The following is a 26,044-nucleotide window of genomic DNA, read 5'->3' as shown; positions in this document are numbered from 1 at the left end:
AGCCGCTTAGGCGAAATGGCGGGGTTTGTCCTCACTGGCTATATTCAGGGCCCTCGATTTGTCTTCGCACGGTGAGACGGATGCGACACATGTTGAAACGATCGCCGGAATGGTCGATCTCGGCGATGATAGCCGGGTGAACAGCGCTGGGGAAACGATTTTCAAGTTCGTGATGCTACCGGACTCCGCCGATGCTCGACTGTTCGTTGAGTTGTCCAGCTACGGTGCGGATCTCACTGAAGCTCGTCATGCCCTCGACCTTGCGATCAAGTCCCGTGGCGGGGGCTCGCAGCTTGAGGACGCTGGGGACCATCTGATCGCCTTCGCGGTCATCGCATACTGCCGCACGTATTTCCCCTCTAAGGTACGAAAGCGGCTGACGGACCACATCGTGATCCCCGATGATCTCGCAGACATACACCGGCTGGTAGGGGAATTCCGGAACGCCACAATCGCGCACTCCCAATCCGACCTCGCCACAACCTTCGCAGTGGGTGTCATCGATACCGCAACCCTTAGAGTGCGGGATGTCAGCGCGACGACCGCTTCGCAGACGCTCCCTCCACGGCTGGTTGATCGTTTCCGACAACTCATCGACACAGTGGATGATCTCCTCCTCGCAGTGACCGAGCCAGTCCGGCAGAGGCTGGTCGAGGCGTTAAGCGGGCCCGATCTTGCGAGGATGGTTGCTGAGGGCGGACGGCCCAAGATAATAGACGCCATGGATGCAGACTTCGCTCCACGGACGAAACGACGGCCCTATCCGACCTCGCACACGCTGTACTGGTCGCCGACGTCACCTGCGGGAGATTGATTCGGCGAACGCAGCCTCCCGGCGTTGTGTCTAACTCCAGAGCTCTGGCGAATGGGAATCCGTGAACCTCCTGAGCAGCGCCCGGCAGCCTCCCGTACCGCCATGGAAACTTGAAGGTGACGGGCCACGGGTGGAGTCACAGAGCGGCCCAGCGGGTTGTGGCACTTGGCCGACATCGGCGTCGTTGCCCCTGCGCATAGCCACACAGACCGCAGCAGGTGACGAAAAAGTGACTAAGGCTAGGGGGAGTGGGAGATTCTTGGGCATGATTCGGGCAACGTTGATCGTCGAACGTGCAGAAAACCCCGCCGTTTCGCTAAAACGGCGGGGTTTTCTTTTGTGCCCTCGATAGGATTCGAACCTACGACCTTCTGCTCCGGAGGCAGACGCTCTATCCCCTGAGCTACGAGGGCAGTCAGGGTTCCTGCCGTTACCGGCGGGACGTCCTAGAGCTTAGCAGGAAGGTGGCCTCCAACGGAAAATCGGCACTCATTTGTGGAGTCAAGCAGCGTCGGCGCGTCTTAACCCGGCATGAGATGCGTGACGAATCCTGGAACTAACCGGCCGCCCCGTAACCGCTCCGTGGCCGGCTCAGCAGCCGCACCGTCACGTCAGTAGCCGGTGAAGGAATCCACGTGCACCCGGCGGGCGCCCGCACCACGGGCCGCGGCCCGCAGCGAACGCACGCTGGCGGGCGAGCCGGAAACGAAGACTTCCCGGCCGCCGATGTCCGGCACCAGATCCTTGAGGGCCGCCGCGTCAATCCTTCTGGCGCCTGCGTCCTCCATGGTGGCCGGCGGCGCGGAGCCGTCGGCCAGCCGGGCCAGGATGCGCGCCCCGGAGCGCTGCAGCTCCTCGGCATAGCCCAGTTCGGCGGCACTCTTGGCCAGGTACAGCAGGACAATGTCGCGGTCCCCGGCCGGCGCCCCGGCCAGATGGGCCATGTAGGGGGTGATCCCGATTCCGGCCGCGATGAGCAGCACGGGGGTGTCCGGATCCCGGGGCAGGACGAAATCGCCGCTCACCATGGTGGCGGTCAGTCCGTCGCCCGGTTCGAGGGCCAGCAGCGAGCGCTTGGCTGAGGACACCGGTTCGGCCGTCCCCACCCCGATCCTCAGCAGGGGTGCTCCGGGTGCGCTGGTCAGGCTGAACACGCGCCGGATTCCCTTGCCATCGCCCTTGCCGGGGGCCTTCCCATCGCCCTTGGCGGCGCGAGTGCCGCCGGCCGTGGCCGGGGGCAGGTGCAGCTCCAGGGCCTGTCCGGGAGCGAAGCGAACCGGACGTTCCGGGCGGAAGCTGAATTCCGTCGTCGTGGGCGTCAGCGGACGGCTCGCGACGAACCTCAGCCGGACCCCGCCCCGCTGTCCTACGGCGAAGGCAAACACGTTGCCCGCGAGCAGCGCCAGCTCGGGGGAGTTGGCCACGAACCCCAGGTTGTAGGGGACGGCAAACAGCACCCCGACGACGGCGGCCAGCGCCAGTTGCTGCCAGCGCCGCGGGGGCAGGGTGAGCGGCTCGGTGAGCATGAACCCGACGAAGAACAGCACCGGACGCTGCGCGAGCGTCTGCCACAGGGCTTCGGGAAGCTCCATCCCGGCCCTGATCAGATCCGCGGCCACAATGGACACGGCAACCACGGTGAAGACGCCGGCCATGGCGAACTTCCGGGTCCGGTAGAGCACCAGCAGTACCCCCGGCAGCACAAGCCAGAGCATGGCCGGCGTCGCGGCCCACCAAGTGGCAATGTTGAGCCCGGTCAGCCCGGCGAGGAACGCGCCGGCCGCGGCCGGATTGAAGATGTGCCGGCCGCGCCAGGCCAGCGCGTACTTCGAGGCCGAGGCCAGGACGCAGGCAAGGGCGACGCCGGCGAGTTCCGCCAGCTGGGGGCCCTGGGTCAGCTCGCTCGGCCAGAAAAGCTCGCTCGGCCAAAAAAGGAAGTACAGCAGCAGGCCGGTGATGAGCGAGGATTCCGTGTGCGGCCGCACACGGAACAGCGCGCCCAGCCCCTGGCTGGAGGCGTACGTCAGGCCCAGGCACAAGGCCAGGTGGGCCAGCATTTCCGGCAGCCCGAACGTCAGCCAGCCCAGCACATTGAGCAGCAGGCTGTAGCCGGCCAGGACGGCCAGCACCCACAGCACCAGCCGGTACATCGTGAGCCGGCCCAAGGCGGTGTCCAGCCTCGAGCCGAGTGCGGCGGTGGTGATGGCAGTCATGAGAACAGGGCCCCTTCAAAGTCGGCTGAATATTCCGCGTGCCCGTCCGCATAAACCGTGAGCCAGGCGAACTCGAACTCCTGCTCCAGCCGCGGACCGTCGACAAAGAACAACGCAGTGGCCAGCGCATCGGCCACCATCGCGGTGCCGGCCATGGCCCAGCTGGCGACGACGGTACGCACCGGCGCCCCCGTGGTGCCGTCCAGGACATGATGAAACCCGTCGCCCCAGGCCCGCCGGTTCGCGGCGGAACCGCACAGGGCGCCGGCCCCCAGCTGGACGGTGCCGATGGCCCGGGTGGGATCGTAGGGGTGCTCAAGGGCAACCGCCACAGGATCCGGCCCCGGATTCAGCAGGTCCCCGCTGGCATCGATGAAATGCTCGGCGCAGCCGCCGTCCCGGAGCCGGGCGGAGAGCAGGTCGGCCAGCTGCCCCTTTCCGGCCGCGCCGACGTCGATCACCACCGGAGCCGTGGTTGTCAGCGCGGTGCCCTGCCAGTCCAGCACATCCTCCCACCGCGGCGCGGGAAGCGGCGCACCGCCCGGGCTCAGGGTGTAGGCGGCGTCGTAGCCCAGGCGCTCCAGGCTCCCGCCGATGAGCGGGGTCATCGCACCCTCGGTGAGCCGGTACAGGGTGCCGTACAGCTCGCCCAGGGCGGCCGCTTCGGCGGGCAGCTCAATGCGGCCGGGCGTCCGGGCTGCGTCGGCAATGAGCGAATCGGGACGGAACCGGGACCACGCGGCGTCGTACTCCTCCACCGCGGCGAGCAGGCCACGGCGGTGCCCCTCGGAGAGGCAGGACGGCGTGGAAATCTCCCAGCGGGTCCCGATCCCGTCAAAGCTGAAGTGCGCCCAGCCCGGATGCGCCACGATTCCTCTGGTCTCTGTTCCCTGTTCTCTGTTCCCGTGTTGCGCTATTGGGCCTGTGACTTGATCTTCGCCACGGCCTGGTTGAAGCCGCCACTGGTCAGCGAGGATCCGGCCACTTTGGAAACCTTGATTTCGTCGAGCTTCTTGCCAACAACCTGGGACTGGATGCCGCCGGCGAACTCGCCCTGGAACTTTCGGGTGTTCGGATTCGAGGGGTGCTGCGTGATCTTCACGTCGGACACGGCACCGCCGGCCAGGGTCAGCTCCACGCCCACGGTCTCGGTGCCGTTGGGGGAGGTGTAGTTCCCGTCAGCGCTGTACGTGCCGTCCTTGTAGGAGCCGGAACCGGCAGCGGACTCGGATGCCGGGGGCGCGCCCTGGGCGGCCGGGGCCTGCGCAGAAGGGGCGCAGCCGGCCGCGGTTCCGGCCACGGAGAGGCCGGCAATGCCGACGAGGACGCTTTTGCGGAAGGCGGTATTCATGCGGGACTCGATTCTGTGCGGGGATCGGACAGCGAACCAACGGCGGACAATGTGGAGCCATGACAGGGTTGCAGACGTTGAATTCAGGGTAACGGTTCACCCTGGGCGCGGGGCATTGGCGACCTTGGGTTTTCCCGGAACCGGCCCCCGCCGTCATGCCGGGCGCCAGATTCCGCCACACTCCGGGCCCACCGGTAGGCTAGAAGTGTGACCCCAGAAGAACTCTCCCTCGCCATATCCGCCTGCCTGAAGGACGCCGTCGCCGCCGGTGACATAGCCCTCTCCGCGGCTGACATCCCGGATGAGGTGCGCGTGGAGCGCCCCAAGAACAGGGACCACGGGGACTGGGCCACCAACGTCGCCCTCCAGCTGGCCAAAACGGCGGGCACCAACCCGCGGGAGTTCGCGTCCGTCCTGAGCGCCCGGCTCAAGACGATCGACGGCGTCTCCGCGGTGGACATCGCCGGCCCAGGCTTCCTGAACATCACCGTCGACGCCGCTGCCGCCGGTGCGCTCGCCAAGGCGATCGTCGAGGCCGGTGCGGACTACGGCACCAACACCGCGCTCGCCGGGCACGTGGTCAACATGGAGTTCGTCTCGGCCAACCCGACCGGCCCGCTGCACATCGGCCACACCCGCTGGGCGGCCCTCGGCGACGCGATCGCCCGCGTCCTCCGGGCCTCCGGTGCCGACGTCACTGCCGAGTACTACATCAACGACGCCGGGTCCCAGATGAACGTGTTCGCGAACTCCGTGTTCGCCAGGCTCCACGGCCAGGACGTGCCCCAGGGCGGCTACCCGGGCCAGTACATCGCGGACCTCGGCCACGAGGTGCTCACCGAGCATCCGGACATCCGCGAACTCACCGAAGTGGCGGCCCTGCCGGTGATCCGGGGCGCCGCCTACAAGGCGCAGATGCATGACATCAAGCAGACGCTGGCCGAGTTTGGCGTCGACTTCGATGTGTACTTCTCCGAGCAGGAGCTCCACGACGCCGGCGCGATCGAAGACGCCGTCGCCCGCCTGCGCGAACAGGGCCACGTGTTCGACGACGGCGGCGCAGTCTGGCTGCGCACCACCGACTTCGGCGATGACAAGGACCGAGTGATGGTCCGCGCCAACGGCGAGCCCACCTACTTCGCTGCCGACGCCGCCTACTATCTGTCCAAGAAGGACCGCGGCTACACCGAGAAGATCTACCTCCTCGGCGCCGACCACCACGGCTACATCAACCGGCTCAAGGCCATCGCGGCAGCCGCCGGGGACGACCCCGAGGTCAACATCGAGGTCCTGATCGGCCAGCTAGTCTCCGTCAACGGCGCCAAGCTGTCCAAGCGCGCGGGCAACATCATCGAGCTCAAGGACCTCATCTCCTGGCTCGGCAAGGACGCCGTCCGGTACTCGCTGGCCCGGTTCCCCGCCGATTCGCCGCTGACGCTGGACCCGGAGCTGCTGAAAAAGCACAGCAACGAAAACCCGGTGTTCTACGTCCAGTACGCCCACGCCCGCTCCCGCGGCGCCGCCCGCAACGCCGTCGCGGCCGGCGTCGAGCGCCGAGTGGACGGCAAGGACAGCTTCAACGCCGCCCTGCTGGACCACGCCACCGAAAACGAGCTGCTCTCGCACCTGGGCAGTTATCCCTCGATCGTGGCCAAAGCCGCCGAGCTGCGCGAACCGCACCGCGTGGCCCGCCACCTCGAAGTCATCGCCGGCGCCTACCACCGCTGGTACGACGCCTGCCGCGTGGCGCCCCAGGGCGAGGAACCCATCACCGACACCAACCGCACCAGGCTGTGGCTCAATGACGCCACCAGCCAGGTGCTGGCCAACGGACTGGAACTGCTGGGCGTCTCGGCGCCGGAACGGATGTAACCGCCATGACCGTAAATTCAGGACAGCCGGCCGAGGCACGCAACACCGGTAACGCAGGCTCACCGCTCGCACCGGACTGGCTTGAGGTTCCCGCCGACCTCAATGCCCTCCACGAGCCGCTGTGGGCCGGCGGCGTGGCGCGCAACGACGACGGCGAGCTCACCATCGAAGGGCTGACGGTCAGCGAGCTGCAGCGCCAGTATGGCACGCCGCTGTTCGTGCTGAGCGAGACCGACTTCCGGGCCCGGGCCCGGGCGTTCAGCGACGCCTTCAACGATGCCTTCGCGGATATTTGCGGGGGAGTGGACGTCTACTACGCCGGCAAATCCTTCCTGTGCACCTCCGTGGTCCGGTGGGTCGAGGAAGAGGGGCTGCGCCTGGACACGGCGTCCGGCGGCGAACTCGCCGTGGCCTTCCGCGCCGGCATCCCCGGCGCCGACGTCGCCCTGCACGGGAACAACAAGTCCGACGGCGAAATCCACCGGGCCCTGGACATGCAGCTGGGCCGGATCGTGGTGGACAGCCTCGACGAGCTCGAACGCGTCGCGGCGATCGCCGCCAACCGGGGCGACACCGCCCGGGTGATGCTGCGGCTGACCCCCGGAGTGCACGCCCACACCCACGAGTTCATCGCCACCGCCCACGAGGACCAGAAATTCGGCCTGTCCATGGCCGGGGACTCCACGGACCAGGCCGGACTGTCCGCCGCAGAGGAAGCCGTGGCCGCGGCCACCGGGCACGCCAGGATCGAACTGCTGGGCCTGCACTGCCACATCGGATCGCAGATCTTCGAACCCGACGGCTTCGCCCTCGCCGCTGAGAGGCTGCTGGACTTCCTGGCGGCGATGCAGTCGAAGTACTCCATCGTGCTGCCCGAACTTGACCTCGGCGGCGGCTACGGCATCGCCTACACCCCCGTGGACACCCCGCGCCCGGCCGCCGAGATCGCGCAGGCGATGGCCGCCGTCGTCCGTTCCAAATGCGCTGCCCTCGGCATAACCGCCCCCCGGATTTCGATCGAACCGGGCCGCGCGATCGTCGGAAGCACCACCTTCACGCTGTATGAGGTCGGCACGCTCAAGACCGTCCGGGTGGATGCGCCGGGCGCCGGGGCCACCGCCGGTGCCGCGGCCGGCAACGACGGAGCCGGGGACGTTACGCACCCCCGCCGCTATGTGTCGGTGGACGGCGGGATGAGCGACAACCCCCGGCCGGTGCTGTACGACGCGGATTATTCGGCGATTCTCGCCTCGCGGAGCTCCGACGCGGCGCCGCAGCTGTCCCGAGTGGTGGGCAAACATTGCGAGAGCGGCGACATAGTTGTTAGAGATGTATATCTGCCCGAGGACGTGGCAGCCGGTGATCTGCTTGCTGTACCGGGGACCGGCGCCTACTGCTGGGCCCTGTCAAGCAACTACAACTATCTGGCCCGGCCGGGCGTTATCGCTGTCAGCGACGGATCTGCCCGGCTCATTGTCCGCGGGGAAACCGAAGAAGATTTGCTCAACCGCGACATGGGAGTCTGAATGTCTGAATTGCGAACCCTGAAAGTGGCCCTGCTGGGCTGTGGCAACGTTGGGGCCCAGGTAGCGCGGATTCTCATTGACGACGCCGACGCCCTCGCCGCGCGCACGGGCGCCCGCTTGGAACTGCAGGGCATCGCGGTGCGCAACCTCGATGCCGAGCGCGACGTCGAGCTGCCGAAGGAGCTGTTCACCACTGACGCCGAAGTCCTCGTCAAGGACGCCGACGTCGTCATTGAACTCATGGGCGGCATCGAGCCGGCCCGGACCCTGATCCTGACCGCCATGCGGCACGGTGCCTGTGTTGTCAGCGGCAACAAGGCGCTCCTGGCCCAGGACGGCCCCACACTCTACGAGGAAGCGGACAAGGCCGGGGTGCAGCTGTCCTACGAGGCAGCCGTGGCCGGCGCCATCCCCATCCTGCGGCCCATCCGTGACAGCCTGTCCGGGGACCGGATCACCCGGGTGCTCGGGATTGTCAACGGCACCACCAACTTCATCCTCGACCAGATGGACTCCACCGGCGCCCAGTTCGCCGATGCGCTGGCCGAGGCGCAGCGCCTGGGCTACGCGGAAGCCGACCCCACGGCCGACATCGAAGGCTACGACGCCGCCGCCAAGGCCGCGATCCTCGCATCACTGTCCTTCCACACGCGGTTTGCCCTCGAAGACGTCTCGTGCGAGGGCATCACGTCGGTCACCGCGGCGGACATCGCCGCCGCCAAGGAGGCCGGCTTTGTCATCAAGCTGCTGGCCATTGCGGAGAAACTGGTGGATGAGGACGGCAAGACCGGCGTCTCGGTCCGCGTCCACCCCACGCTGCTGCCCCGCGAGCACCCCCTCGCCGCCGTCCGCGGTGCGTTCAACGCCGTCTTCATCGAAGCCGAGAACGCCGGCGAGCTCATGTTCTACGGCCAGGGCGCCGGCGGCACCCCGACGGCGTCCGCCGTGCTGGGCGACCTCGTCTCCGCGGCCCGCCGCATTGTCCTGGGCGGGCCCGGCCGGACCGAAACCACCACCGGACACGTGCCGTCCCTGCCCATCGACGCGGCCGTCACCAGCTACTACATCGGACTCGACGTCGCGGACCAGCCCGGTGTCCTGGCCCGGATCGCGCAGCTCTTCGCGGAGCACGGCGTGTCCATCGAAATCATGCGGCAAACCATCCACCGCGACGCCGACTCCAACGTGGAGTCGGCCGAGCTGCGGATCGTGACACACCGTGCACGCGAAGCCGCACTTGCAGCAACCGTCGAGGCCGTCAGGCGCCTGGACGTCATCAATTCCGTCACATCCGTACTCCGGGTAGAAGGAGTCTAAGTGGCTCACCAATGGCGCGGTGTCATCCGCGAATACGCTGACCGTCTTCCTGTCACGGAAGCGACCAAGGTCATCAGCCTGGGCGAGGGCGGCACCCCGCTCGTGCACGCCCGCCACCTCTCCGAGCTGACCGGCAGCACCGTCTACCTCAAGGTCGAAGGCATGAACCCCACCGGTTCCTTCAAGGACCGCGGCATGACCATGGCCATGACGGCAGCGGTGGCCGCCGGCGCCAAGGCCGTGGTCTGCGCCTCCACCGGCAACACCTCTGCCTCCGCCGCGGCCTACGCCACGGCGGCCGGGCTGCAGTGCGCGGTGCTGGTCCCGGAGGGCAAGATCTCCATGGGCAAGCTCAGCCAGGCAGTGGCGCACGGAGCCACGCTGCTGCAGGTGGACGGCAACTTCGACGACTGCCTCGACATCGCCCGCAAGCTCGGCGAGTCCTACCCGGTGTTCCTGGTCAACTCCGTCAACCCGGCCCGGATCGAAGGCCAGAAGACCGGTGCCTTCGAAGTGGTGGATTCGCTGGGCGACGCCCCCGACTTCCACGTGCTCCCGGTCGGCAACGCCGGCAACATCAGCGCGTACTGGAAGGGCTACAAGGAATACGCCGCGGCGTATGAGTCGCCCACCGCCGGTCCGCTGCCCGCCGTGTCCACCAAGACACCCGTCATGTGGGGCTTCCAGGCCGCCGGGGCGGCACCCTTCGTGGCAGGCCACCCCATCACCGAGCCCGACACCATTGCAACCGCCATCCGGATCGGCAACCCGGCCTCCTGGGACACCGCCGTGGCGGCCCGGGATGAATCCGGCGGCGTGATCGAGGCCGTCACGGACGAGGAAATCCTGTCCGCGCACCGGTGGCTCTCCGCCCGGGAAGGCGTCTTCGTGGAGCCCGGCTCCGCTGCTGGCGTCGCCGGGCTGATCAAGAAGCACGCGGCCGGGGAAGTGCCGGCCGGCAAGACGATCGTGATCACGGTGACCGGTCACGGCCTCAAGGACCCGCAGTGGGCCCTGCGCACCGAGGACGGCAGCGACGTGCAGCCGGTCAAGGTCTCCAACGACGTCGTCACCGTCGCCGCAGCACTGGGACTGGAAGAAAAATAACGTTGGAAACAACCCTCACCGTCCCCGCCGAATCAGCTGCCGGCTCCCCGGCCGTTCCGGCGGGCCAGCTGGTCACCGTGCGGGTCCCGGCAACGAGCGCCAACCTGGGCCCCGGGTATGACAGCCTCGGCCTGGCCCTCTCGCTGCATGACACGCTGACCGTGGAAACCCTGGCCAGCGGTGAACTTGAATTCGAGCTCAGTGGCGAGGGTGCCGAGTCCCTGCCCCGGGATGCGACGCACCTCGTGGTCAAGGCCCTCACCGAGGCCCTGCACCGCCTCGGGTTCCGGCACGAAGGCCTGCGGATCACGGCGGACAACGTCAACCCGCACGGGCGGGGCCTGGGATCCTCGGCCTCGGCCGTGGTGGCGGCCGTCAGCGCCGCGAATGCCCTGGTCCCGGAGGCCGCCCGGCGTGGCCGCGACTGGATCCTGCAGCTCACCAGCGAAATGGAAGGCCACCCGGACAACGTTGCACCCGCCATTTTCGGCGGACTGGCGCTGTCATGGCAGGACAGTGACCAGTACAGCAGCACGTGCGCGTCCGTGGCCGCCTCGGTGATCCCGGTGGTCGCCGTACCGGACTACGAGCTCTCCACTGAGGCCGCCCGGGCCCTTTTGCCCGCCTCCGTGGGCCACCATGCCGCGGCCATGAACTCCGGGCGTGCGGCTCTGCTGATCCATGCCCTGACCGCCGCCCCGGAATTCCTGCTGCCCGGCACCGAGGACTACCTGCACCAGAGCTACCGCGCCCAGGCCATGCGGCCCAGCGCGGAACTGATCGGGGCGCTGCGCCGGGCAGGGCACGCCGCCGTCGTATCCGGCGCCGGGCCCACCGTGCTGGTCCTGGCCAACGGCGAAGCGGAAGCCGGTGAGGTTGTGGACTTCATCGGCGCCCACACCGCGGGCAACACGCCGGAAGTGGGCTGGCGTGTGATGAAGCTGGCCGTGGACGTCGAAGGTGCTAAAGTGGAAGTGCACCGGCGGTAAATACGCAGGCGGTAAATTTAGTAACCGTTGTAAGACCGCGATGTTGGCCACGTAGCCTCTCTCATCTTTCACTGCGCAATATTTTCCGGTGCCACCTGCTTTCGGTCTGACGCAGGAATCAGCAGAATTGATCTGCCCCCTGAAACTCAGCCCGCCGTTCCTCATTCTCGGATCGTGCATGGTGAAGCAATATCCGGCCCTGCTGGCCGAAATCCATCCGGCAAGGCCGAAATCCCGGCTGCAGATCTGAACTGCAGCCCAGATCAAATCACCGCGTCCAGCTCCTAGCCTGGACGCCGTCGAGGGGGAAGGATCCTTCGTGACCGAAACCACTGAGCTGTCTCCGGCTGTGGATACATCTTCTGCTGCCGAATCAACGGCAGCACCCGCCAAGAGCAGCGGCCTTGCAGGCCTTAAGCTCGCCCAGCTCCAGGCCCTCGCCAGCCAACTGGGCATTTCCGGCGGTTCCCGCATGCGCAAGGGTGATCTGGTCACGGCCATTTCCGCCCACCGTGCAGGCACTCCGGTAAGCAAGGCTCCGGCCCGCGCGGCCGAAAAGGCGAGCGACAACGGCACTGTTTCCCACGCAGCCGCCCCGGCAGCTGCGCCCGCAACGGCGCCCGCCGCCGATGAGGCCCCCGCCCAGGAAAGCCCCCGCGCACGCCGTGGCCGCAGCCGCCGTGCAGGCAGCGACGGCGTCGTCACGGCGCCCGTCGTTGAGGCACCCGCCGCCGCCCCGGCTGAAGCCCCCGCGGTTTCCACCGACTCCGGCGCCCCCGCCACTGCCGAATCCGGTTCTGCCGTTTCCGGGACCGAGGGCAGCGACCGCACGAGGCAGCCGCGCACCCGCAACCGCCGCCGCGGCGAAGCCGCAGCCCAGGCCACGGAGGCCGGCCAGACCGCCGTCGAGGCCCAGGCCGAACAGCCCGCCGCCGAGCAGCGCACCGAACAGCGCGAGCAGCGTGAACAGCGCACTGAACAGCGTGAACAGCGCGAGCCGGGCAGCGAAGACGGCCAGCGGCGCGACACCCGCACCCGCGGCGGCCGCGACGAGTCCGCCGGCACCCGCGAGAACACCCGCGACAACACCCGCGACAGCGATGATTCTGACGGCGGAAGCCGCCGGAACCGCCGCAACCGTCGTGACCGCAACGACCGCGGTGACCGCCAGGGCCAGCAGGACAGCCGCGACAACTCCTCGCGCAACGACCGCTTCCGCGACCGCAACGACCGCCGCCGCGGGCGCCAGCAGGGACCCGACGTCGACGACGTCGAGGTCACCGAGGACGATGTCCTGCTGCCGGTCGCCGGTATCCTCGATGTGCTGGAGAACTACGCGTTCATCCGCACCTCCGGTTACCTGCCGGGCCCGAACGACGTCTACGTCTCGCTCGCCCAGGTCAAGAAGTACAACCTGCGCAAGGGCGATGCCTGCGTTGGCGCCATCCGTGCACCGCGCGAAGGCGAGGACCGCAGCCAGCAGTCCGCCCGCCAGAAGTTCAACGCCCTGGTCCGCGTCACCTCGGTGAACGGCAAGACGCCGGAAGAGCTCAAGGACCGCGTCGAGTTCGCGAAGCTCGTCCCGCTGTACCCCTCCGAGCGCCTGCGCCTCGAGACGGACCCGAAGAAGATCGGCCCGCGCGTCATCGACCTCGTGGCCCCGATCGGCAAGGGCCAGCGCGGTCTGATCGTTTCGCCGCCGAAGGCCGGCAAGACGCTCATCCTGCAGTCCATCGCCAACGCCATCACCACCAACAATCCTGAGGTCCACCTCATGATGGTGCTCGTTGACGAACGTCCCGAAGAAGTCACGGACATGCAGCGCACCGTCAAGGGCGAGGTCATTGCCTCCACCTTCGACCGTCCCGCCGACGACCACACCACCGTGGCCGAGCTTTCCATCGAGCGCGCCAAGCGCCTCGTGGAAATGGGCATGGACGTTGTGGTGCTCCTGGACTCCATGACCCGCCTGGGCCGTGCCTACAACCTGGCAGCACCGGCCTCCGGCCGCATCCTGTCCGGTGGTGTGGACTCCGCCGCGCTGTACCCGCCGAAGCGCTTCTTCGGTGCAGCCCGCAACATCGAAAACGGCGGCTCGCTGACCATCCTGGCCACCGCGCTCGTCGAGACCGGTTCCAAGATGGACGAGGTCATCTTTGAAGAGTTCAAGGGCACCGGCAACATGGAACTGCGCCTGTCCCGCCAGCTCGCGGACAAGCGCATCTTCCCGGCCGTGGACGTCAACGCGTCCGGTACCCGCCGTGAGGAAAACCTGCTTTCCCCCGAGGAAGTCAAGATCATGTGGAAGCTGCGTCGCGTCCTGTCCGGACTCGAAACGCAGCAGAGCCTTGAACTGCTGACCAACAAGATCCGGGAGACCCAGAGCAACGTCGAGTTCCTCATGCAGGTGCAGAAGACGACGCTTGGTGCGAAGTCCGATAACGACAAGTAGCTGACGTAGGGGCGGGGAGTGGATCCCTCGCGTGGTTCGCCGCGCGGGTTTTCCGCCCCCGCCCCTTCGCGTGGAGCAACGCGGGGTCACCTACGGCCCATCAGGGCCGTTGGAATGGGCGGTAAGTGACCCCGCGTTGCAGTAACTAGACTTGAGAGAGTCGAAAGAGGTTTGAAAATGTTTGAGTCCGTACAGGGCCTGTTGGATGAGCACGACTCGATCCAGGCCCAGCTGGGGGATCCTGCTGTCTACGCTGACCAGCGGCTGGCCCGGAAGCTGGGGCGGCGCTCTGCCCAGCTGAACGGCATTGTGGAGGCCTACCACCGCTGGGAAAGCATCCGCGATGACCTGGCCGCCGCCAAGGAAATGGCGGACGAGGACCCCGAGTTCGCGGCCGAAGTGCCTGAGCTGGAGGCCGCGCTGGAGACAGCGGCGGCCAAGCTGCGCCGGCTGCTGATCCCGCGCGACCCGGACGACTCCCGCAACGTGATCCTCGAGGTCAAGGGCGGCGAGGGCGGCGACGAGGCTGCCCTGTTCGCCGCGGACCTGCTGCGGATGTACAGCCGTTACGCGGAATCCCGCGGCTGGAAGACCGAGATCATCTCCGCCACCGAATCGGACCTCGGCGGGTACAAGGACGTCCAGATGGCCGTCAAGGGCAGCTCGAACGATCCGGCTGAAGGCGTGTACGCCCGGCTCAAGTTCGAAGGCGGCGTGCACCGGGTCCAGCGTGTCCCCGTCACCGAATCCCAGGGCCGCATCCACACCTCGGCCGCCGGCGTGCTGGTGCTGCCTGAAGTGGACGAGCCCGAGGAACTCGAGATCAACCAGAACGATCTCAAGATCGACGTCTACCGCTCTTCGGGTCCCGGCGGGCAGTCGGTCAACACCACCGACTCCGCCGTGCGCATCACCCACCTTCCCACCGGAATCGTCGTCGCCATGCAGAACGAGAAGTCGCAGCTGCAGAACCGTGAGGCCGGCATGCGCGTGCTGCGGGCCCGCATCCTGGCGCACCAGCAGGAGCTGATCGACGCCGAAAACTCGGCGCAGCGCAAGTCGCAGATCCGCACCATGGACCGCTCCGAGCGCATCCGCACCTACAACTACCCGGAAAACCGGATCGCGGACCACCGCACCGGCTACAAGGCCTACAACCTGGACCAGGTCATGAACGGCGACCTCGAACCGGTGATCCAGTCGGCCATCGAATTGGACGAGCAGTCCCGGCTCGACGCCATCGGCGAATAGGCGCGGGCCACTGGTGATGACTGCAGGTGATGGTCCGAGCCTCGCGGCGGCGGTCAGCGAGGCGACGGCGGTCCTCGCGGCGGCCGGCGTGCCCAGCCCGCGCGTGGACGCCGAGCTCCTGGCAGGGCACCTGCTCGGCGTCGGGCCCGGCCGGCTGCGCGCGCTGATGCTCGGCGACTCGCCGGCGCCGGAGGGCTACGCCGACCTCGTCGCCGAACGGGCGCAGCGGATCCCGCTGCAGCACATCACGGGCGTCGCGCACTTCCGCTACCTCGAACTCGCCGTCGGTCCCGGCGTGTTCATCCCGCGGCCGGAGACCGAATCCGTGGTGCAGCTGGTGCTGGACTGGCTCAAGGGCAGGGACGGCCTGGCGCACCCCAAGGTCGTGGACCTGGGCACCGGATCCGGGGCGATCGCAGGCTCGATCGCCCACGAGTTTCCCGGCGCGGAAGTCCACGCGGTCGAGTACAGCGAATTCGCGCATGCCTGGGCCGCGAAAAACTTGGCTCCCCTGGGTGTCCACCTCATCCGCGGCGACCTGCGCGACGCGCTGGGCGAACACAACGGCACGTTCGACGTCGTCGTCTCCAACCCGCCCTACATTCCCGCCGAAGCGATCCCGAACGAACCCGAAGTGGCGCTGCACGACCCGCCCGAGGCGCTGTACGGCGGGGGAGCGGACGGGATGGAACTTCCGACGGCGGCGGCAGCCTCGGCGGCCCGCCTGCTGGTCCCCGGCGGTTACTTCGTGATGGAGCACGCCGAGGTCCAGTCGGAATGGATCGCCGCGATGCTCAACCGCGCAGGGGTGTTCGCCGACGTAACAACGCACCGGGACCTCAACGGCAAGGACCGGGCCACCAGCGCCGTCCTGGCACCGTTGGAGCCGGAATCTGCGAAAAATCGTGTGACAAGTGATGAAAGAATGGGCCAGTGACGACTAGCTACGATTGCACGGCAGCCGAGGAGCGCGCTGCGGGACTTGAGCACGCCCAGCGGGCCATCCGGGAGAACAAGTGCGTGGTCTTTCCCACGGACACGGTCTATGGCATCGCCGCCGACGCCTTTTCACCGCTCGCCGTGACCCTGCTGCTTGCGTCCAAGGGCCGGAGCCGGAAGATGCCGCCGCCCGTGCTGATCCCCAGGCTGAACGCCCTCGATGGCCTGGCCACGGACGTTCCGCCCGAGGCGCGGCGGCTGGCCGAGGCATTCTGGCCCGGCGGCCTGACCCTGATCCTGCATGCCCAGCCGTCTTTGGACTGGGATCTCGGCGAGACCAAGGGCACGGTCGCCCTGCGGATCCCGGCCGACGAGATCGCCCAGGACCTGTTGACGCTCACCGGGCCCCTCGCGGTGTCCTCCGCGAACCGCACCGGGCACGCAGCGGCGCAGACCGCGGCGGATGCCGAGGCCCAGCTGGCGGAATCCGTCGAGGTTTACCTTGAGGGCGGCCCCCGGCCCGCCGACGGCGCCGAGGCCCTCGCCTCGACCATCGTCGACGCGACGTCGCTGCCCTTGCGCGTCGTCCGGCAGGGAGCCATCAGCCTTGAACGCCTGCGCGGCGTGGTGCCCGGCGTCCTGGACGTCGACGGCAACGCCCCCGATGCTGCGGAAGCTGTGGAGCCTGCTGTGGAGTCCGACGCTGCGCCGGGCGATCCTGCGCCGGAGCCCGGTTCCGCATGACGCTGGAGCGCCAGCGCGTCCCCTTCCTCGAGGTCGAAGCGACCCCCGTGACCGTGTCCGAGCTGACCGCGGTCCTCAGCACCTTCATGGCCGAGGGCCGGACCCGGATCGTGGTGGGGCACAACCTGCACAGCGTGACGCTGCTGCACTCCGATCCCGCCTTCCGCTCTTTCTACGAGCGCAGCGACGTGGTCCTGATCGACGGCGCACCGGTGCTCTGGCTCTGGGCGAAGGCCGGCGAAGAGGACGACGGCCGGGAACCGGTGATGGACTACCGGCTGGGGTCGACGGACTGGATTCCCGCGCTCGGCAATGTCGCGGGCTTGGAGCGCATAGCGGTTATCGGCGCAGGCGCCGTGGCCAACGCCGGCGCCGTGGCCAGGCTGCGGGAGATCGTCCCCGGGGCGCGGGTCGACGGCATGCCCGGCGAAGGCTGGAACAAGGACGTTGAGGAAGCCGCGGTCGAATGGCTGAACCGGCTGCGCCCGCAGCTTGTGCTGCTGGGCCTCGGGATGCCGCTGCAGGAACAGGTCCTGGCCCGCCGGCTTGCCGCGCTTCCGCCGGCCGTGTACTGCGCCGTCGGCGGCGCCATCGAGCAGATTGCCGGTGTGCAGAAACTGGCGCCGCGCTGGATTGGCCGGCTCGGGCTCGAGTGGGCCTGGCGGCTCCTGCTCCACCCGCAGCGGGTGGCCTACCGGGTGTTCGGTGAGCCCTGGGTGCTGCTGGGCCTGCTGCTTCGCCGGCGCCTGCGCCGGCAGCCCTAGGCTGCCGGCGCCGGCGGCGGTTAGAACTTCTGGTCCTCCAGCGGGCCGAAGCCCTTGCCGCGGAGCCCGGCGGAAAAGGCACGGAACCAGCCAGCGAGCCCGCGGAAGTCGCCGCTGCGCAGGAAGTAGCCGAGGTAGCCGCCCACATCCGCGATGAAGGACTTGACCCGGAAGTGGCGGCGGATCATGTACCCGCGGTTCCGGTAGTAGAAGTAGCGCTTGAACGCGGAATCCGGAACAATCACGTGCCACCGCGCCCCGAAGACGTGCTTGGTCTCAGAGAAGGCATGCGGGTGCGTGATGGCGGCGGTGGTCACCGTGCCGAAGCGGATCCCGGCCTTCCTGAGCCTGAGCGTGAAATCCACTTCGTCGCCCCGGATGAAAAGGCGCATGTCCGGCAGGCCGACTTTGAAGAAGACATCGGAACGGATCAGGGCGCCGTTGAAGAAGTGCCCGTCGTCGGGCAGGAAGCCGACCTTTTCCACTTCCGCGCGCTCATGCGTGACCTTGCCGCCCAGGCGGAAGAAAAAGGACAGCTGGTCCGGGTGGCCGGGGGCCACCACGAGGGGCACGACGGCGTCCAGGTCACGGTCCTGGGCCTCACGGAGCAACGTGGCAAGGCAGCCGGGATCTGCCGGTTCGGCGTCGTCGTCCATCATCCAGATCCAGTCAGCCCCGCTGGCCACGGCCTTGAGGATGGCCAGCGAGAATCCGCCGGCGCCGCCAAGGTTTGCCTCGGACCGGACATAGTCCACGTTGGCGTGCTTGCCGGCAACCTCCTTCGAGGGCACGGTGCCACTGTCGACGAGGCAAATGGACTGCACTGGAGCGGTCTGGCTGTTGATGGCGTCCAGCAGGACCGCCAGCTCCCTGGGACGGTCAAACGTCACGGCAGCGACTGCAACCGAGGGGGTCATCGCGGGGTCCTTTCAGCACGACCGTCAGTGGTTTTCCCGCCGGCAGAGGGCCGTGTGACGCGAAGACAGGTGGCCGTTGGCATTAGTATCTTGACTAGAGTCCACTGTAATACAGCCCTGTCAGGCACTACGCACTGCCTGCCCTGCGCACGGCGACGGAGAAGTTTCATTTTTCGAAAGACAGTTCCACGGCAATTGAATCCACCCCATTTCCGCAGCTCACCGGCGCGTCCGGTGCTGCGGGAGGTGCCGGCGTGTGTTGCCTGCACTGACGGTACTGACGGCACTGACGGCACTGACGGTGTTGGGCTGGTGGCCGTCCCGTGATCATGTACCTGCTCATGATGCTGACGGCAGCGATCGTGACCTACGCGGCCACATGGGGTGCCCGGCTCGCAGGCAACAAGCTGGAACTGTATTCCCCGATCCGCAGCCGCGACATGCATTCCACCCCGATCTCACGGCTCGGCGGCCTGGGCATCTTCGCGGGCGTCCTGGTTGCCCTGGTCACGGCCAGCAACTCGTTCTTCGTCAAGGACATCTTCCGGAACAACACGGCGCCATGGGGAATCCTGGCCGGGGCCGCCGTGATCGTCGTGGTCGGCGTGGCGGACGACCTGCTGGATCTCCGGTGGTGGGTCAAGCTGATCGGCCAAAGCGCCGCGGCACTGGTCGTAGCCACCTGGGGAGTCCGGATGACGATCATCCCGTTCATCCCCGAGCCGATCGTGATTCAGAACGAGGCCGTGAGCATCGTGCTGACGGCCGGTCTGATCGTGACCACCATGAATGCGTTCAATTTCATCGACGGACTGGACGGCCTCGCCGCGGGCGTGGCGATCATCGGCGGGGCGGCGTTCTTCCTCACGGCCTACTGGGTGCACCGGACGGCCGTGCTGCTGGACCGCTCGGACCTCGCCACCCTGCTGACCGCCGTCGTGGTCGGCAGCTGCGTCGGTTTCCTGCCGCACAACTGGTTTCCCTCCAAAATCTTCATGGGCGATTCCGGGGCCATGCTGATTGGCCTGCTGATGGCCTCGGCCGGCGTCGTCTCCACCGGCCAAATCAGCTCCGGCCTCTACGACCGCGCCAACGGCATCCCCACGATCATCCCCATCCTGCTGCCGTTCGCGGTACTGTTCCTGCCGCTGCTGGACCTGTGCCTGGCGGTGGTGCGGCGGACAGCGCTGGGCCGGTCGCCGTGGTCGGCGGACCGCGGACACCTGCACCACAAACTCCTGGACATCGGATACTCGCACCGCGGCGCCGTCGTGCTGATGTATCTGTGGACCTGCATCCTGGCCTTTGGCGGCCTCGCCTTTGCGATCTTCCCCTGGCACATAGTCCTCGCCGTCGATCTGGCCGCCGCGGCAATCATGGCCGTGGTGACAGCCTGGCCCTACCTCCGCCAGCGCGGTCCGCGACAGATGGCCCGCACCCCCGAATAGCCTGCCCGGCATGCCGGACGAACCTGCTCCGGCGCGCTTTTCCGAATAATTTCTATCTAATGTAGAATTCAGGGGCGGTACTTCGCCGCCTGCCTTGACCAGCAATACGCCAGCGACGATTGGGATCTCATGACCTCCAACGCCGAACCGGAACCCGCTTCCGGCAACGGACCCGTTGGCGTCTCCGGCCCCACAAAATCCCTGTGGCTCAGGCTGCTGGCAATGAGTTCCGCCGCCTCCGCCGCAGCCCTGCTGCTGACCGGCATCGCCGCCTTCGTCTTCAACGGCGCCGTGGGGTTCTGGTCCGCGCTCTTCGGGGGCGCGCTGGTGATGGCCTTCTTTGCCATCAGCCTCGCGGTGGGCCACTTCGTCGGCCGCAGCAACCCCTCCGGAGCGATCGGACTGTTCGTCGCGACGTACTTCGTCAAAGTGGTCGGCTTCGCCGTCGTCCTCTTCGTCATCGGCGCTCCGGCCTGGCTGCACGGCCGCTGGTTCCTGATCGGCGCCGTCGTCACCGTCGTGTTCTGGCAGGCAGCCGAAATTTACGGGTTCAGCAAGGCCCGGCTCCAGATTTACAACGATCCCGAAACCCGAAAAGGCGGCACCGATGTTTAGCCGCAAAACCGGCCGCAAGCCGGTAACCGGACCAAAAAACCAGCCAGCCAAATCACCCAAAACTACGGCCGGTGCCCCCGGTGTATCGACCGACGGAAGCGACGGCGGATACAACGCCGGAATCGCCGTCTTCAGCTACATTGTTGGCGGAATCATCGTCTGGAGTTTGATAGGGTGGGGTCTGGATAATCTGTGGGGAACCCGCTGGATTGTGCTCGCAGGCGCTCTGCTTGGAGCTGCGGGAGGGTTCTATCTTTCTCATATGCACGGCCTCACCAGTAACAGAACTTCAGCTGATGACGGCACTGCTGCACGTGGCCCGTCCCAGGACGAGGAACAGTAATGCCAAATAATTTCACAGGGGGAGAGGCGGGCACCAATGTCGCCGGTCCCCGCCCAACGCCCAATGATGGACACTGCAGAGAGGAAACGCGTTGATCGCGCTTGCGCTCCCGGCCCAAGATTCAGGAACCTTCACGCCTCCTGGAATTGAAGAACTTCACCTGCCGGCTATCATCCCCTGGGGTGCTGCCGACGGATTTTCCAAGCAGATGCTACTGGTCATCCTGTCGGTCGTCATTATCGGTACATTCTTTGTGATCGCTGCGCGGAAGCAGCAGCTCGTTCCCGGCAAGCTGCAGTTCGCAGGCGAGGCCGCCTATAGCTTCGTCCGCAACAGCATCGCCAAGGACATTATCGGCGGCCGGGACTTCATGAAGTATGTCCCGCTGCTGTTCACGCTTTTCTTCTTCATCCTCGTGAACAACATCTACGGGGCAATCCCGCTGATCCAGCTTCCGACCTTCTCGCACGTTGGCGGGGCCTACGTGCTCGCAGCGATCGTGTACGTCACCTGGATCGCCGTCGGCGTCCGGAAGAGCGGCCTGAAGTACTTCAAGCTGGCCACGGTCCCGTCCGGTGTGCCGTTCTACATTCTCCCGATCGTCGTCCCGATCGAGATCATCTCCAACTTCCTGGTCCGCCCGGTCACGCACAGCCTCCGTCTGTTCGCCACCATGCTGGCCGGCCACTTGATCATCATGATCTCCGGTGCTGGCATCGAATACCTCGTGATGCAGGAAAACGTCCTCCTCAAGGGCGCGTCCGTACTCGTCCTTGGCGGTGCGATCGCCATGTACATGCTCGAAGCGCTGATCATGGTGCTGCAGGCCTACGTCTTCACGCTGCTGACCGCCATCTACATCGAAGGCGCGCTGCACGCCGACAGCCACTAGGCGAATGCCTTCAGGCGCAAACGCCAGAAGGCACAACCCCAGCCGGCACAACATAGTCTTCCCCTCACGGGGATGAAGCAACCCAAACAACCTGCCACATGGGTGGCATCTTGAAAGGAAGAAAAATGGAAGGCTCCATCAACGGCTCCCTCAACCTCATCGGCTACGGCCTCTCCGCCATCGGCGGTGGTATCGGTGTGGGTCTCGTGTTCGCCGCTTACATCAACGGTGTGGCACGTCAGCCGGAAGCCCAGCGCGTCCTGCAGCCGATCGCATTCCTCGGCCTCGCGCTGACTGAAGCCCTCGCCATCCTTGGCCTGGTCTTCGCGTTCGTTCTCAAGTAAACAGAACAACCGAACATCCAGAACCGAGTAGATAAGGACGGGTGAAATATGAATCAAGCGATCATCTCAGCCGCCACCGAAGGCGGTACTAACCCCCTCGTTCCCAATCCTTGGGAAATGCTTGTCGTCTTCGCCGGCTTTGCTCTCCTCATGTTCATCGTGGTCAAGTACGTTGTCCCGATGTTCGAGAAGACCTTCGCAGAGCGGGCCGAAGCCATCGAGGGCGGTATCGCCAAGGCCGAAAAGGCCCAGGCCGAGGCCTCCGCAGCACTCGAAGAGTACAAGGCACAGCTCACGGAAGCCCGCACCGAAGCCAACCGCATCCGCGAGGAAGCACGCGCCGAAGGTGCCCAGATCCTTGCAGAGCTGAAGGAGAAGGCGGCTGCCGAGTCTGCCCGCATCACCGCACAGGCCCACACGCAGATCGAGTCCGAGCGCCAGGCGGCCGTTGTGTCGCTCCGCGCGGAGGTCGGCACGCTGGCCACGACGCTGGCAAGCCGCATCGTCGGCGAGGCACTGAGCGACGATGCACGGTCGGCCCGAGTGGTGGACCGCTTCCTGGCAGATCTGGAGAACCAGAACGCGGGTGTAGCTAAGTAATGGCAGGTGTATCGAGCGAATCGCTGGCCGCTGCGCTGGCGGCACTGGAGGCCAAGCTTCCCACCGCGTCGCTGCAGTTGGCAAAGGAACTCTTCGGAATCCTGGGAACGGTCGACAGCTCGGCCGGCTTGCGCCGCGCCCTGACCGACCCGTCCCGCAGCGGTGACGAAAAGTCGGCGCTGGTCAAGCAGCTCTTCGGCGGGAAAGTATCTGCTGACGCTGTTGAAATCGCAGCCGGACTGGCCAGCTCCCGCTGGGCATCGGCACGGGATATCGGCGATGCACTCGAGACTCTTGCCGCTTCGGTGGTCATCGCTGTTGCCGAGAACAAGTCGGCCGTCTCTGCCTCCGGGCTCACCGGATTGGAAGAGCTGGAGAACGATCTGTTCTCCTTCAACCAGGCCGTTGAGTCCAGCCACGAGGTCCAGCGTGCTCTGTCCGAGCCGCAGGCCAGCCCGGCCGCGAAGGTGTCCCTCGCCGACAAGCTCGTACCCGGTGCGAGTGCGGAAGCGAAAGTCCTGATCGGACAGGCCGTCACGGCTCCGCGCGGGCTTAAGGTCACCAGGCTGGTTCGCCGTTTCGCCGAGCTTGCCGCCAAGCGCCAGCAGCGCTGGATTGCAACGGTCGACGTCACCCGTCCGCTGACGGAGACGCAGATCAGCCGCCTGCAGGCGGGGCTGAACACCCTTTACGGGCGCGAGCTCAAGATCAACATGAACGTTGACCCGGCACTGATCGGTGGCATCCGGATCCAGGTAGGTGACGAAGTGGTTGACGCTTCGGTCGCCGGCCGCCTGGGCCAGCTCCAGCGTCAGCTTGCCGGCTAGCCGGACAAGCACAACCTAACGACAAGAAACCCCGGTCATCGTGAGCAACGATGATCACGAAAACAGGAGAGCAGGGACTGCAGATGGCCGAATTGACCATCAACGCCGACGACGTCCGTAATGCGTTGAACGAGTTCGCGGCGTCCTACGAACCCGGAAACGCAGAGCGCGTAGAGGTCGGCCGTGTAACAACCGCAGGTGACGGCATCGCCCGTGTTGAGGGCCTTCCCTCGGTCATGGCGAACGAGCTGCTTCGCTTCGAAGACGGCACGCTGGGCCTGGCCCAGAACCTCGACGTCCGCGAAATCGGCGTCATCGTCCTCGGTGACTTCACCGGAATCGAAGAAGGCCAGGAAGTCCACCGCACCGGGCAGGTTCTGTCCGTGCCGGTTGGCGACGCCTTCCTCGGCCGCGTGGTTGACCCGCTGGGCCAGCCCATCGATGACCTCGGCGAGATCAAGGCCGAGACCACCCGTGCCCTGGAACTCCAGGCACCCGGCGTGACCCAGCGTAAGTCGGTCCACGAGCCGATGCAGACCGGACTCAAGGCTATCGACGCCATGATCCCGATCGGCCGCGGCCAGCGCCAGCTGATCATCGGTGACCGCCAGACCGGCAAGTCCGCCATTGCCATCGACACGATCATCAACCAGAAGGCCAACTGGGCTTCCGGCGACGTGACGAAGCAGGTGCGCTGCATCTACGTGGCGATCGGCCAGAAGGCATCCACGATCGCAGCCGTCCGCCAGACCCTCGAGGACAACGGCGCCCTGGAATACACCACGATCGTGGCTTCCCCGGCGTCCGACCCCGCAGGCTTCAAGTACCTGGCACCGTACGCCGGTTCGGCCATCGGCCAGCACTGGATGTACGGCGGCAAGCACGTCCTCATCGTGTTTGATGACCTGTCCAAGCAGGCCGAGGCCTACCGTGCAGTGTCGCTGCTGCTCCGCCGCCCGCCGGGACGCGAAGCCTACCCGGGCGACGTCTTCTACTTGCACTCCCGTCTGCTGGAGCGTTGTGCCAAGCTCTCCGACGAGCTCGGTGCAGGCTCGATGACCGGTCTGCCGCTGATCGAGACCAAGGCGAACGATGTTTCCGCCTACATCCCGACCAACGTGATCTCCATCACCGATGGCCAGATCTTCCTGCAGTCGGACCTCTTCAATGCCAACCAGCGCCCCGCTGTCGACGTTGGTGTGTCCGTCTCCCGTGTTGGCGGCGCCGCCCAGGTCAAGTCCATGAAGAAGGTCTCCGGTACCTTGAAGCTGGAACTGGCCCAGTACCGCGACATGCAGGCCTTCGCCATGTTTGCCTCGGACCTGGACGCCGCATCGCGCCAGCAGCTGACCCGCGGTGCACGCCTGATGGAACTGCTCAAGCAGGGCCAGTACTCGCCGTTCCCGGTCGAGAACCAGGTCGTTTCCATCTGGGCCGGCACCAACGGCCACCTCGACGAGGTTCCGGTTGAAGACATCAACCGCTTCGAGACCGAGTTCCTGGAGCACCTCAAGCACAAGTCCTCCATCCTGACGACGCTGGCCCAGACCAACGTCATGGACGATGACACCGCTGAAGCACTGAAGACCGCAATCGTGGACTTCAAGAAGGGCTTCTTCGGCGAGGGAGACAACCTCCTGGTCGGTGCGGGGCACGAGGAGCACGCCCCCATCGGCGAGGATCAGGTCGACCAGGAAAAAATCGTCAAGCAGAAGCGCTAGTTTCGCTGGCAGGGACTGCCGGGACCCGCACGGGTTCCGGCAGTCCCGGCCATCGGGATCTTAGGAAAGGATAAGTATGGGAGCCCAGATCCGGGTCTACCGCCAGAAGATCAGCTCGACGACGTCGATGCGCAAGATCTTCAAGGCGATGGAACTGATCGCTACCTCGCGCATCGGCAAGGCCCGCGCACGCGTAGCAGCTTCACTGCCTTACGCGAACGCGATCACGCGTGCCGTTTCTGCTGTCGCAAGCCAGAGCGAAATCGACCACCCGCTGGTCACCGAGCCGGCGCAGATCCGCCGGGCCGCCGTCCTGGTCATCACCTCGGACCGTGGCCTCGCGGGATCTTACTCGGCGAGTGTCCTCAAGCAGGCCGAAGGCCTCAACGAGCTGCTCCACGGGGAAGGCAAGGAAGTCAAGACGTTCCTGGTCGGCCGCAAGGCGCAGGCGTACTTCGACTTCCGGAACCGTGAATACGCTCGCGTATGGACCGGCAACACGGATGCACCGGAGTTTGCGACCGCCCGCGAAGTCAGTGAAGCACTGCTGGCCGAATTCGCTACCGCCTACGAAGAGGGCGGCGTCGACGAAATCCACGTCGTCTACACCCGCTTCAAGTCGATGGTGACCCAGGAGCCGACGGTCGTCCGTCTGCTGCCGCTCGAGGTTGTCGAAGAGAAGGCCGCGTCCGAATCGGACCTGCTGCCCCTCTACGAATTCGAGCCGGAAACGGAGCAGGTCCTCGATGCCCTGCTGCCGCGCTACATCGAATCACGTATCTTCGCCGCCATGTTGCAGGCAGCAGCTTCCGAGCTCGCAGCCCGCCAGCGTGCGATGAAGTCCGCCGGCGACAACGCGACGGATCTCATCAAGAAGTACACGCGTCTGCGCAACACTGCCCGTCAGGCTGAAATTACGCAGGAGCTTTCCGAAATCGTTGCCGGTGCCGACGCGTTGTCCGCGTCCTAGCCAGCACGAGCCCGGATCCAGCTGTACC

General features: G+C 66.5%; 25 protein-coding genes and 1 tRNA gene. 21 read left to right on the top strand and 5 right to left on the bottom strand.

Features of this window, described 5'->3' with window-relative positions; genetic code table 11:
* Window positions 1–109: 109 nt before the first annotated feature.
* Window positions 110–814: a hypothetical protein gene (locus C560_RS0120605; protein ID WP_026539636.1), complete on the top strand. Its 705-nt coding sequence runs from the start codon at window positions 110–112 to the stop codon at window positions 812–814.
* Window positions 815–1,154: 340 nt separating this feature from the next.
* Here the strand turns inward: C560_RS0120605 and C560_RS0120600 are convergent.
* The 4 genes from C560_RS0120600 to C560_RS0120585 form a co-directional block, all read right to left on the bottom strand.
* Window positions 1,155–1,227, bottom strand: a tRNA-Arg gene (locus tag C560_RS0120600).
* A 198-nt stretch (window positions 1,228–1,425) separates the two neighbouring features.
* On the bottom strand, window positions 1,426–3,027 hold the full coding sequence (locus C560_RS0120595) for an FAD-dependent oxidoreductase (protein ID WP_026539635.1): 1,602 nt from the start codon (window positions 3,025–3,027) through the stop codon (window positions 1,426–1,428).
* A complete protein-coding gene (locus C560_RS0120590; protein ID WP_026539634.1) occupies window positions 3,024–3,896 on the bottom strand; it encodes an FAD:protein FMN transferase in 873 nt (290 codons plus the stop codon). The genes C560_RS0120595 and C560_RS0120590 overlap by 4 nt, the downstream gene beginning before the upstream one ends.
* Before the next feature lie 44 nt (window positions 3,897–3,940).
* On the bottom strand, window positions 3,941–4,378 hold the full coding sequence (locus C560_RS0120585; RefSeq protein WP_026539633.1) for an FMN-binding protein: 438 nt from the start codon (window positions 4,376–4,378) through the stop codon (window positions 3,941–3,943).
* A gap of 207 nt (window positions 4,379–4,585) precedes the next feature.
* Here C560_RS0120585 and argS point away from each other — a divergent pair, with 207 nt between their 5' ends.
* The 11 genes from argS (at window position 4,586) to C560_RS0120530 (ending at window position 17,339) form a co-directional block, all read left to right on the top strand.
* Window positions 4,586–6,250, top strand: a complete 1,665-nt coding sequence (gene argS / locus C560_RS0120580) for an arginine--tRNA ligase (protein WP_026539632.1) — start codon at window positions 4,586–4,588, stop codon at window positions 6,248–6,250.
* Between the two features lie 5 nt (window positions 6,251–6,255).
* Window positions 6,256–7,776, top strand: a complete 1,521-nt coding sequence (lysA, locus tag C560_RS0120575; RefSeq protein ID WP_026539631.1) for a diaminopimelate decarboxylase — start codon at window positions 6,256–6,258, stop codon at window positions 7,774–7,776.
* A complete protein-coding gene (locus C560_RS0120570) occupies window positions 7,777–9,093 on the top strand; it encodes a homoserine dehydrogenase (RefSeq protein ID WP_026539630.1) in 1,317 nt (438 codons plus the stop codon).
* Complete coding sequence (thrC, locus tag C560_RS0120565; RefSeq protein ID WP_026539629.1) at window positions 9,094–10,200, top strand: threonine synthase; 1,107 nt, start codon at window positions 9,094–9,096, stop codon at window positions 10,198–10,200. It begins immediately after the preceding gene.
* A gap of 2 nt (window positions 10,201–10,202) precedes the next feature.
* The gene (gene thrB, locus C560_RS0120560; protein WP_026539628.1) at window positions 10,203–11,189 is read left to right on the top strand and encodes a homoserine kinase; all 987 of its coding nucleotides are present in this window, start codon (window positions 10,203–10,205) and stop codon (window positions 11,187–11,189) included.
* A gap of 88 nt (window positions 11,190–11,277) precedes the next feature.
* A complete protein-coding gene (locus C560_RS23505; RefSeq protein ID WP_155846932.1) occupies window positions 11,278–11,439 on the top strand; it encodes a hypothetical protein in 162 nt (53 codons plus the stop codon).
* A 69-nt stretch (window positions 11,440–11,508) separates the two neighbouring features.
* Window positions 11,509–13,641, top strand: coding sequence for a transcription termination factor Rho (gene rho / locus C560_RS0120550; protein ID WP_026539627.1), 2,133 nt, complete (start codon window positions 11,509–11,511; stop codon window positions 13,639–13,641).
* A gap of 177 nt (window positions 13,642–13,818) precedes the next feature.
* On the top strand, window positions 13,819–14,892 hold the full coding sequence (gene prfA / locus C560_RS0120545; RefSeq protein WP_026539626.1) for a peptide chain release factor 1: 1,074 nt from the start codon (window positions 13,819–13,821) through the stop codon (window positions 14,890–14,892).
* Between the two features lie 16 nt (window positions 14,893–14,908).
* The gene (prmC, locus tag C560_RS0120540) at window positions 14,909–15,829 is read left to right on the top strand and encodes a peptide chain release factor N(5)-glutamine methyltransferase (RefSeq protein WP_026539625.1); all 921 of its coding nucleotides are present in this window, start codon (window positions 14,909–14,911) and stop codon (window positions 15,827–15,829) included.
* A complete protein-coding gene (locus C560_RS22505) occupies window positions 15,826–16,575 on the top strand; it encodes an L-threonylcarbamoyladenylate synthase (RefSeq protein WP_043423524.1) in 750 nt (249 codons plus the stop codon). The genes prmC and C560_RS22505 overlap by 4 nt, the downstream gene beginning before the upstream one ends.
* On the top strand, window positions 16,572–17,339 hold the full coding sequence (locus C560_RS0120530; protein ID WP_026539624.1) for a WecB/TagA/CpsF family glycosyltransferase: 768 nt from the start codon (window positions 16,572–16,574) through the stop codon (window positions 17,337–17,339). The genes C560_RS22505 and C560_RS0120530 overlap by 4 nt, the downstream gene beginning before the upstream one ends.
* Before the next feature lie 20 nt (window positions 17,340–17,359).
* Here C560_RS0120530 and C560_RS0120525 read toward each other — a convergent pair whose 3' ends face one another.
* Complete coding sequence (locus tag C560_RS0120525) at window positions 17,360–18,256, bottom strand: glycosyltransferase (RefSeq protein WP_026539623.1); 897 nt, start codon at window positions 18,254–18,256, stop codon at window positions 17,360–17,362.
* Between the two features lie 323 nt (window positions 18,257–18,579).
* Between C560_RS0120525 and C560_RS0120520 the strand changes: the two genes are divergently transcribed.
* From C560_RS0120520 to C560_RS0120485, 9 genes are all read left to right on the top strand, one after another.
* Window positions 18,580–19,704, top strand: coding sequence for an MraY family glycosyltransferase (locus C560_RS0120520; RefSeq protein ID WP_026539622.1), 1,125 nt, complete (start codon window positions 18,580–18,582; stop codon window positions 19,702–19,704).
* Between the two features lie 129 nt (window positions 19,705–19,833).
* Window positions 19,834–20,319, top strand: a complete 486-nt coding sequence (locus C560_RS0120515) for a hypothetical protein (protein ID WP_026539621.1) — start codon at window positions 19,834–19,836, stop codon at window positions 20,317–20,319.
* Complete coding sequence (locus C560_RS23150; RefSeq protein ID WP_081801780.1) at window positions 20,312–20,662, top strand: hypothetical protein; 351 nt, start codon at window positions 20,312–20,314, stop codon at window positions 20,660–20,662. Before C560_RS0120515 ends, C560_RS23150 begins: the two co-directional genes overlap by 8 nt.
* A gap of 91 nt (window positions 20,663–20,753) precedes the next feature.
* A complete protein-coding gene (atpB, locus tag C560_RS0120510) occupies window positions 20,754–21,554 on the top strand; it encodes a F0F1 ATP synthase subunit A (protein WP_018775705.1) in 801 nt (266 codons plus the stop codon).
* Window positions 21,555–21,679: 125 nt separating this feature from the next.
* Window positions 21,680–21,898: an ATP synthase F0 subunit C gene (gene atpE / locus C560_RS0120505; protein ID WP_003804776.1), complete on the top strand. Its 219-nt coding sequence runs from the start codon at window positions 21,680–21,682 to the stop codon at window positions 21,896–21,898.
* A 48-nt stretch (window positions 21,899–21,946) separates the two neighbouring features.
* Window positions 21,947–22,498 (top strand): F0F1 ATP synthase subunit B, encoded by a 552-nt coding sequence (locus C560_RS0120500; RefSeq protein WP_018775706.1) that lies wholly within the window; start codon window positions 21,947–21,949, stop codon window positions 22,496–22,498.
* Window positions 22,498–23,325, top strand: a complete 828-nt coding sequence (locus C560_RS0120495) for a F0F1 ATP synthase subunit delta (RefSeq protein WP_026539620.1) — start codon at window positions 22,498–22,500, stop codon at window positions 23,323–23,325. The genes C560_RS0120500 and C560_RS0120495 overlap by 1 nt, the downstream gene beginning before the upstream one ends.
* A gap of 83 nt (window positions 23,326–23,408) precedes the next feature.
* Window positions 23,409–25,046, top strand: a complete 1,638-nt coding sequence (gene atpA, locus C560_RS0120490) for a F0F1 ATP synthase subunit alpha (protein ID WP_026539619.1) — start codon at window positions 23,409–23,411, stop codon at window positions 25,044–25,046.
* 76 nt (window positions 25,047–25,122) lie between these two features.
* Window positions 25,123–26,016 (top strand): F0F1 ATP synthase subunit gamma, encoded by an 894-nt coding sequence (locus C560_RS0120485; protein ID WP_018775709.1) that lies wholly within the window; start codon window positions 25,123–25,125, stop codon window positions 26,014–26,016.
* Window positions 26,017–26,044 lie beyond the last annotated feature (28 nt).

This window comes from Arthrobacter sp. 9MFCol3.1, assembly GCF_000620385.1.
Classification (GTDB): domain Bacteria; phylum Actinomycetota; class Actinomycetes; order Actinomycetales; family Micrococcaceae; genus Arthrobacter.
This window is presented reverse-complemented; position numbering and strand designations above follow the sequence as displayed.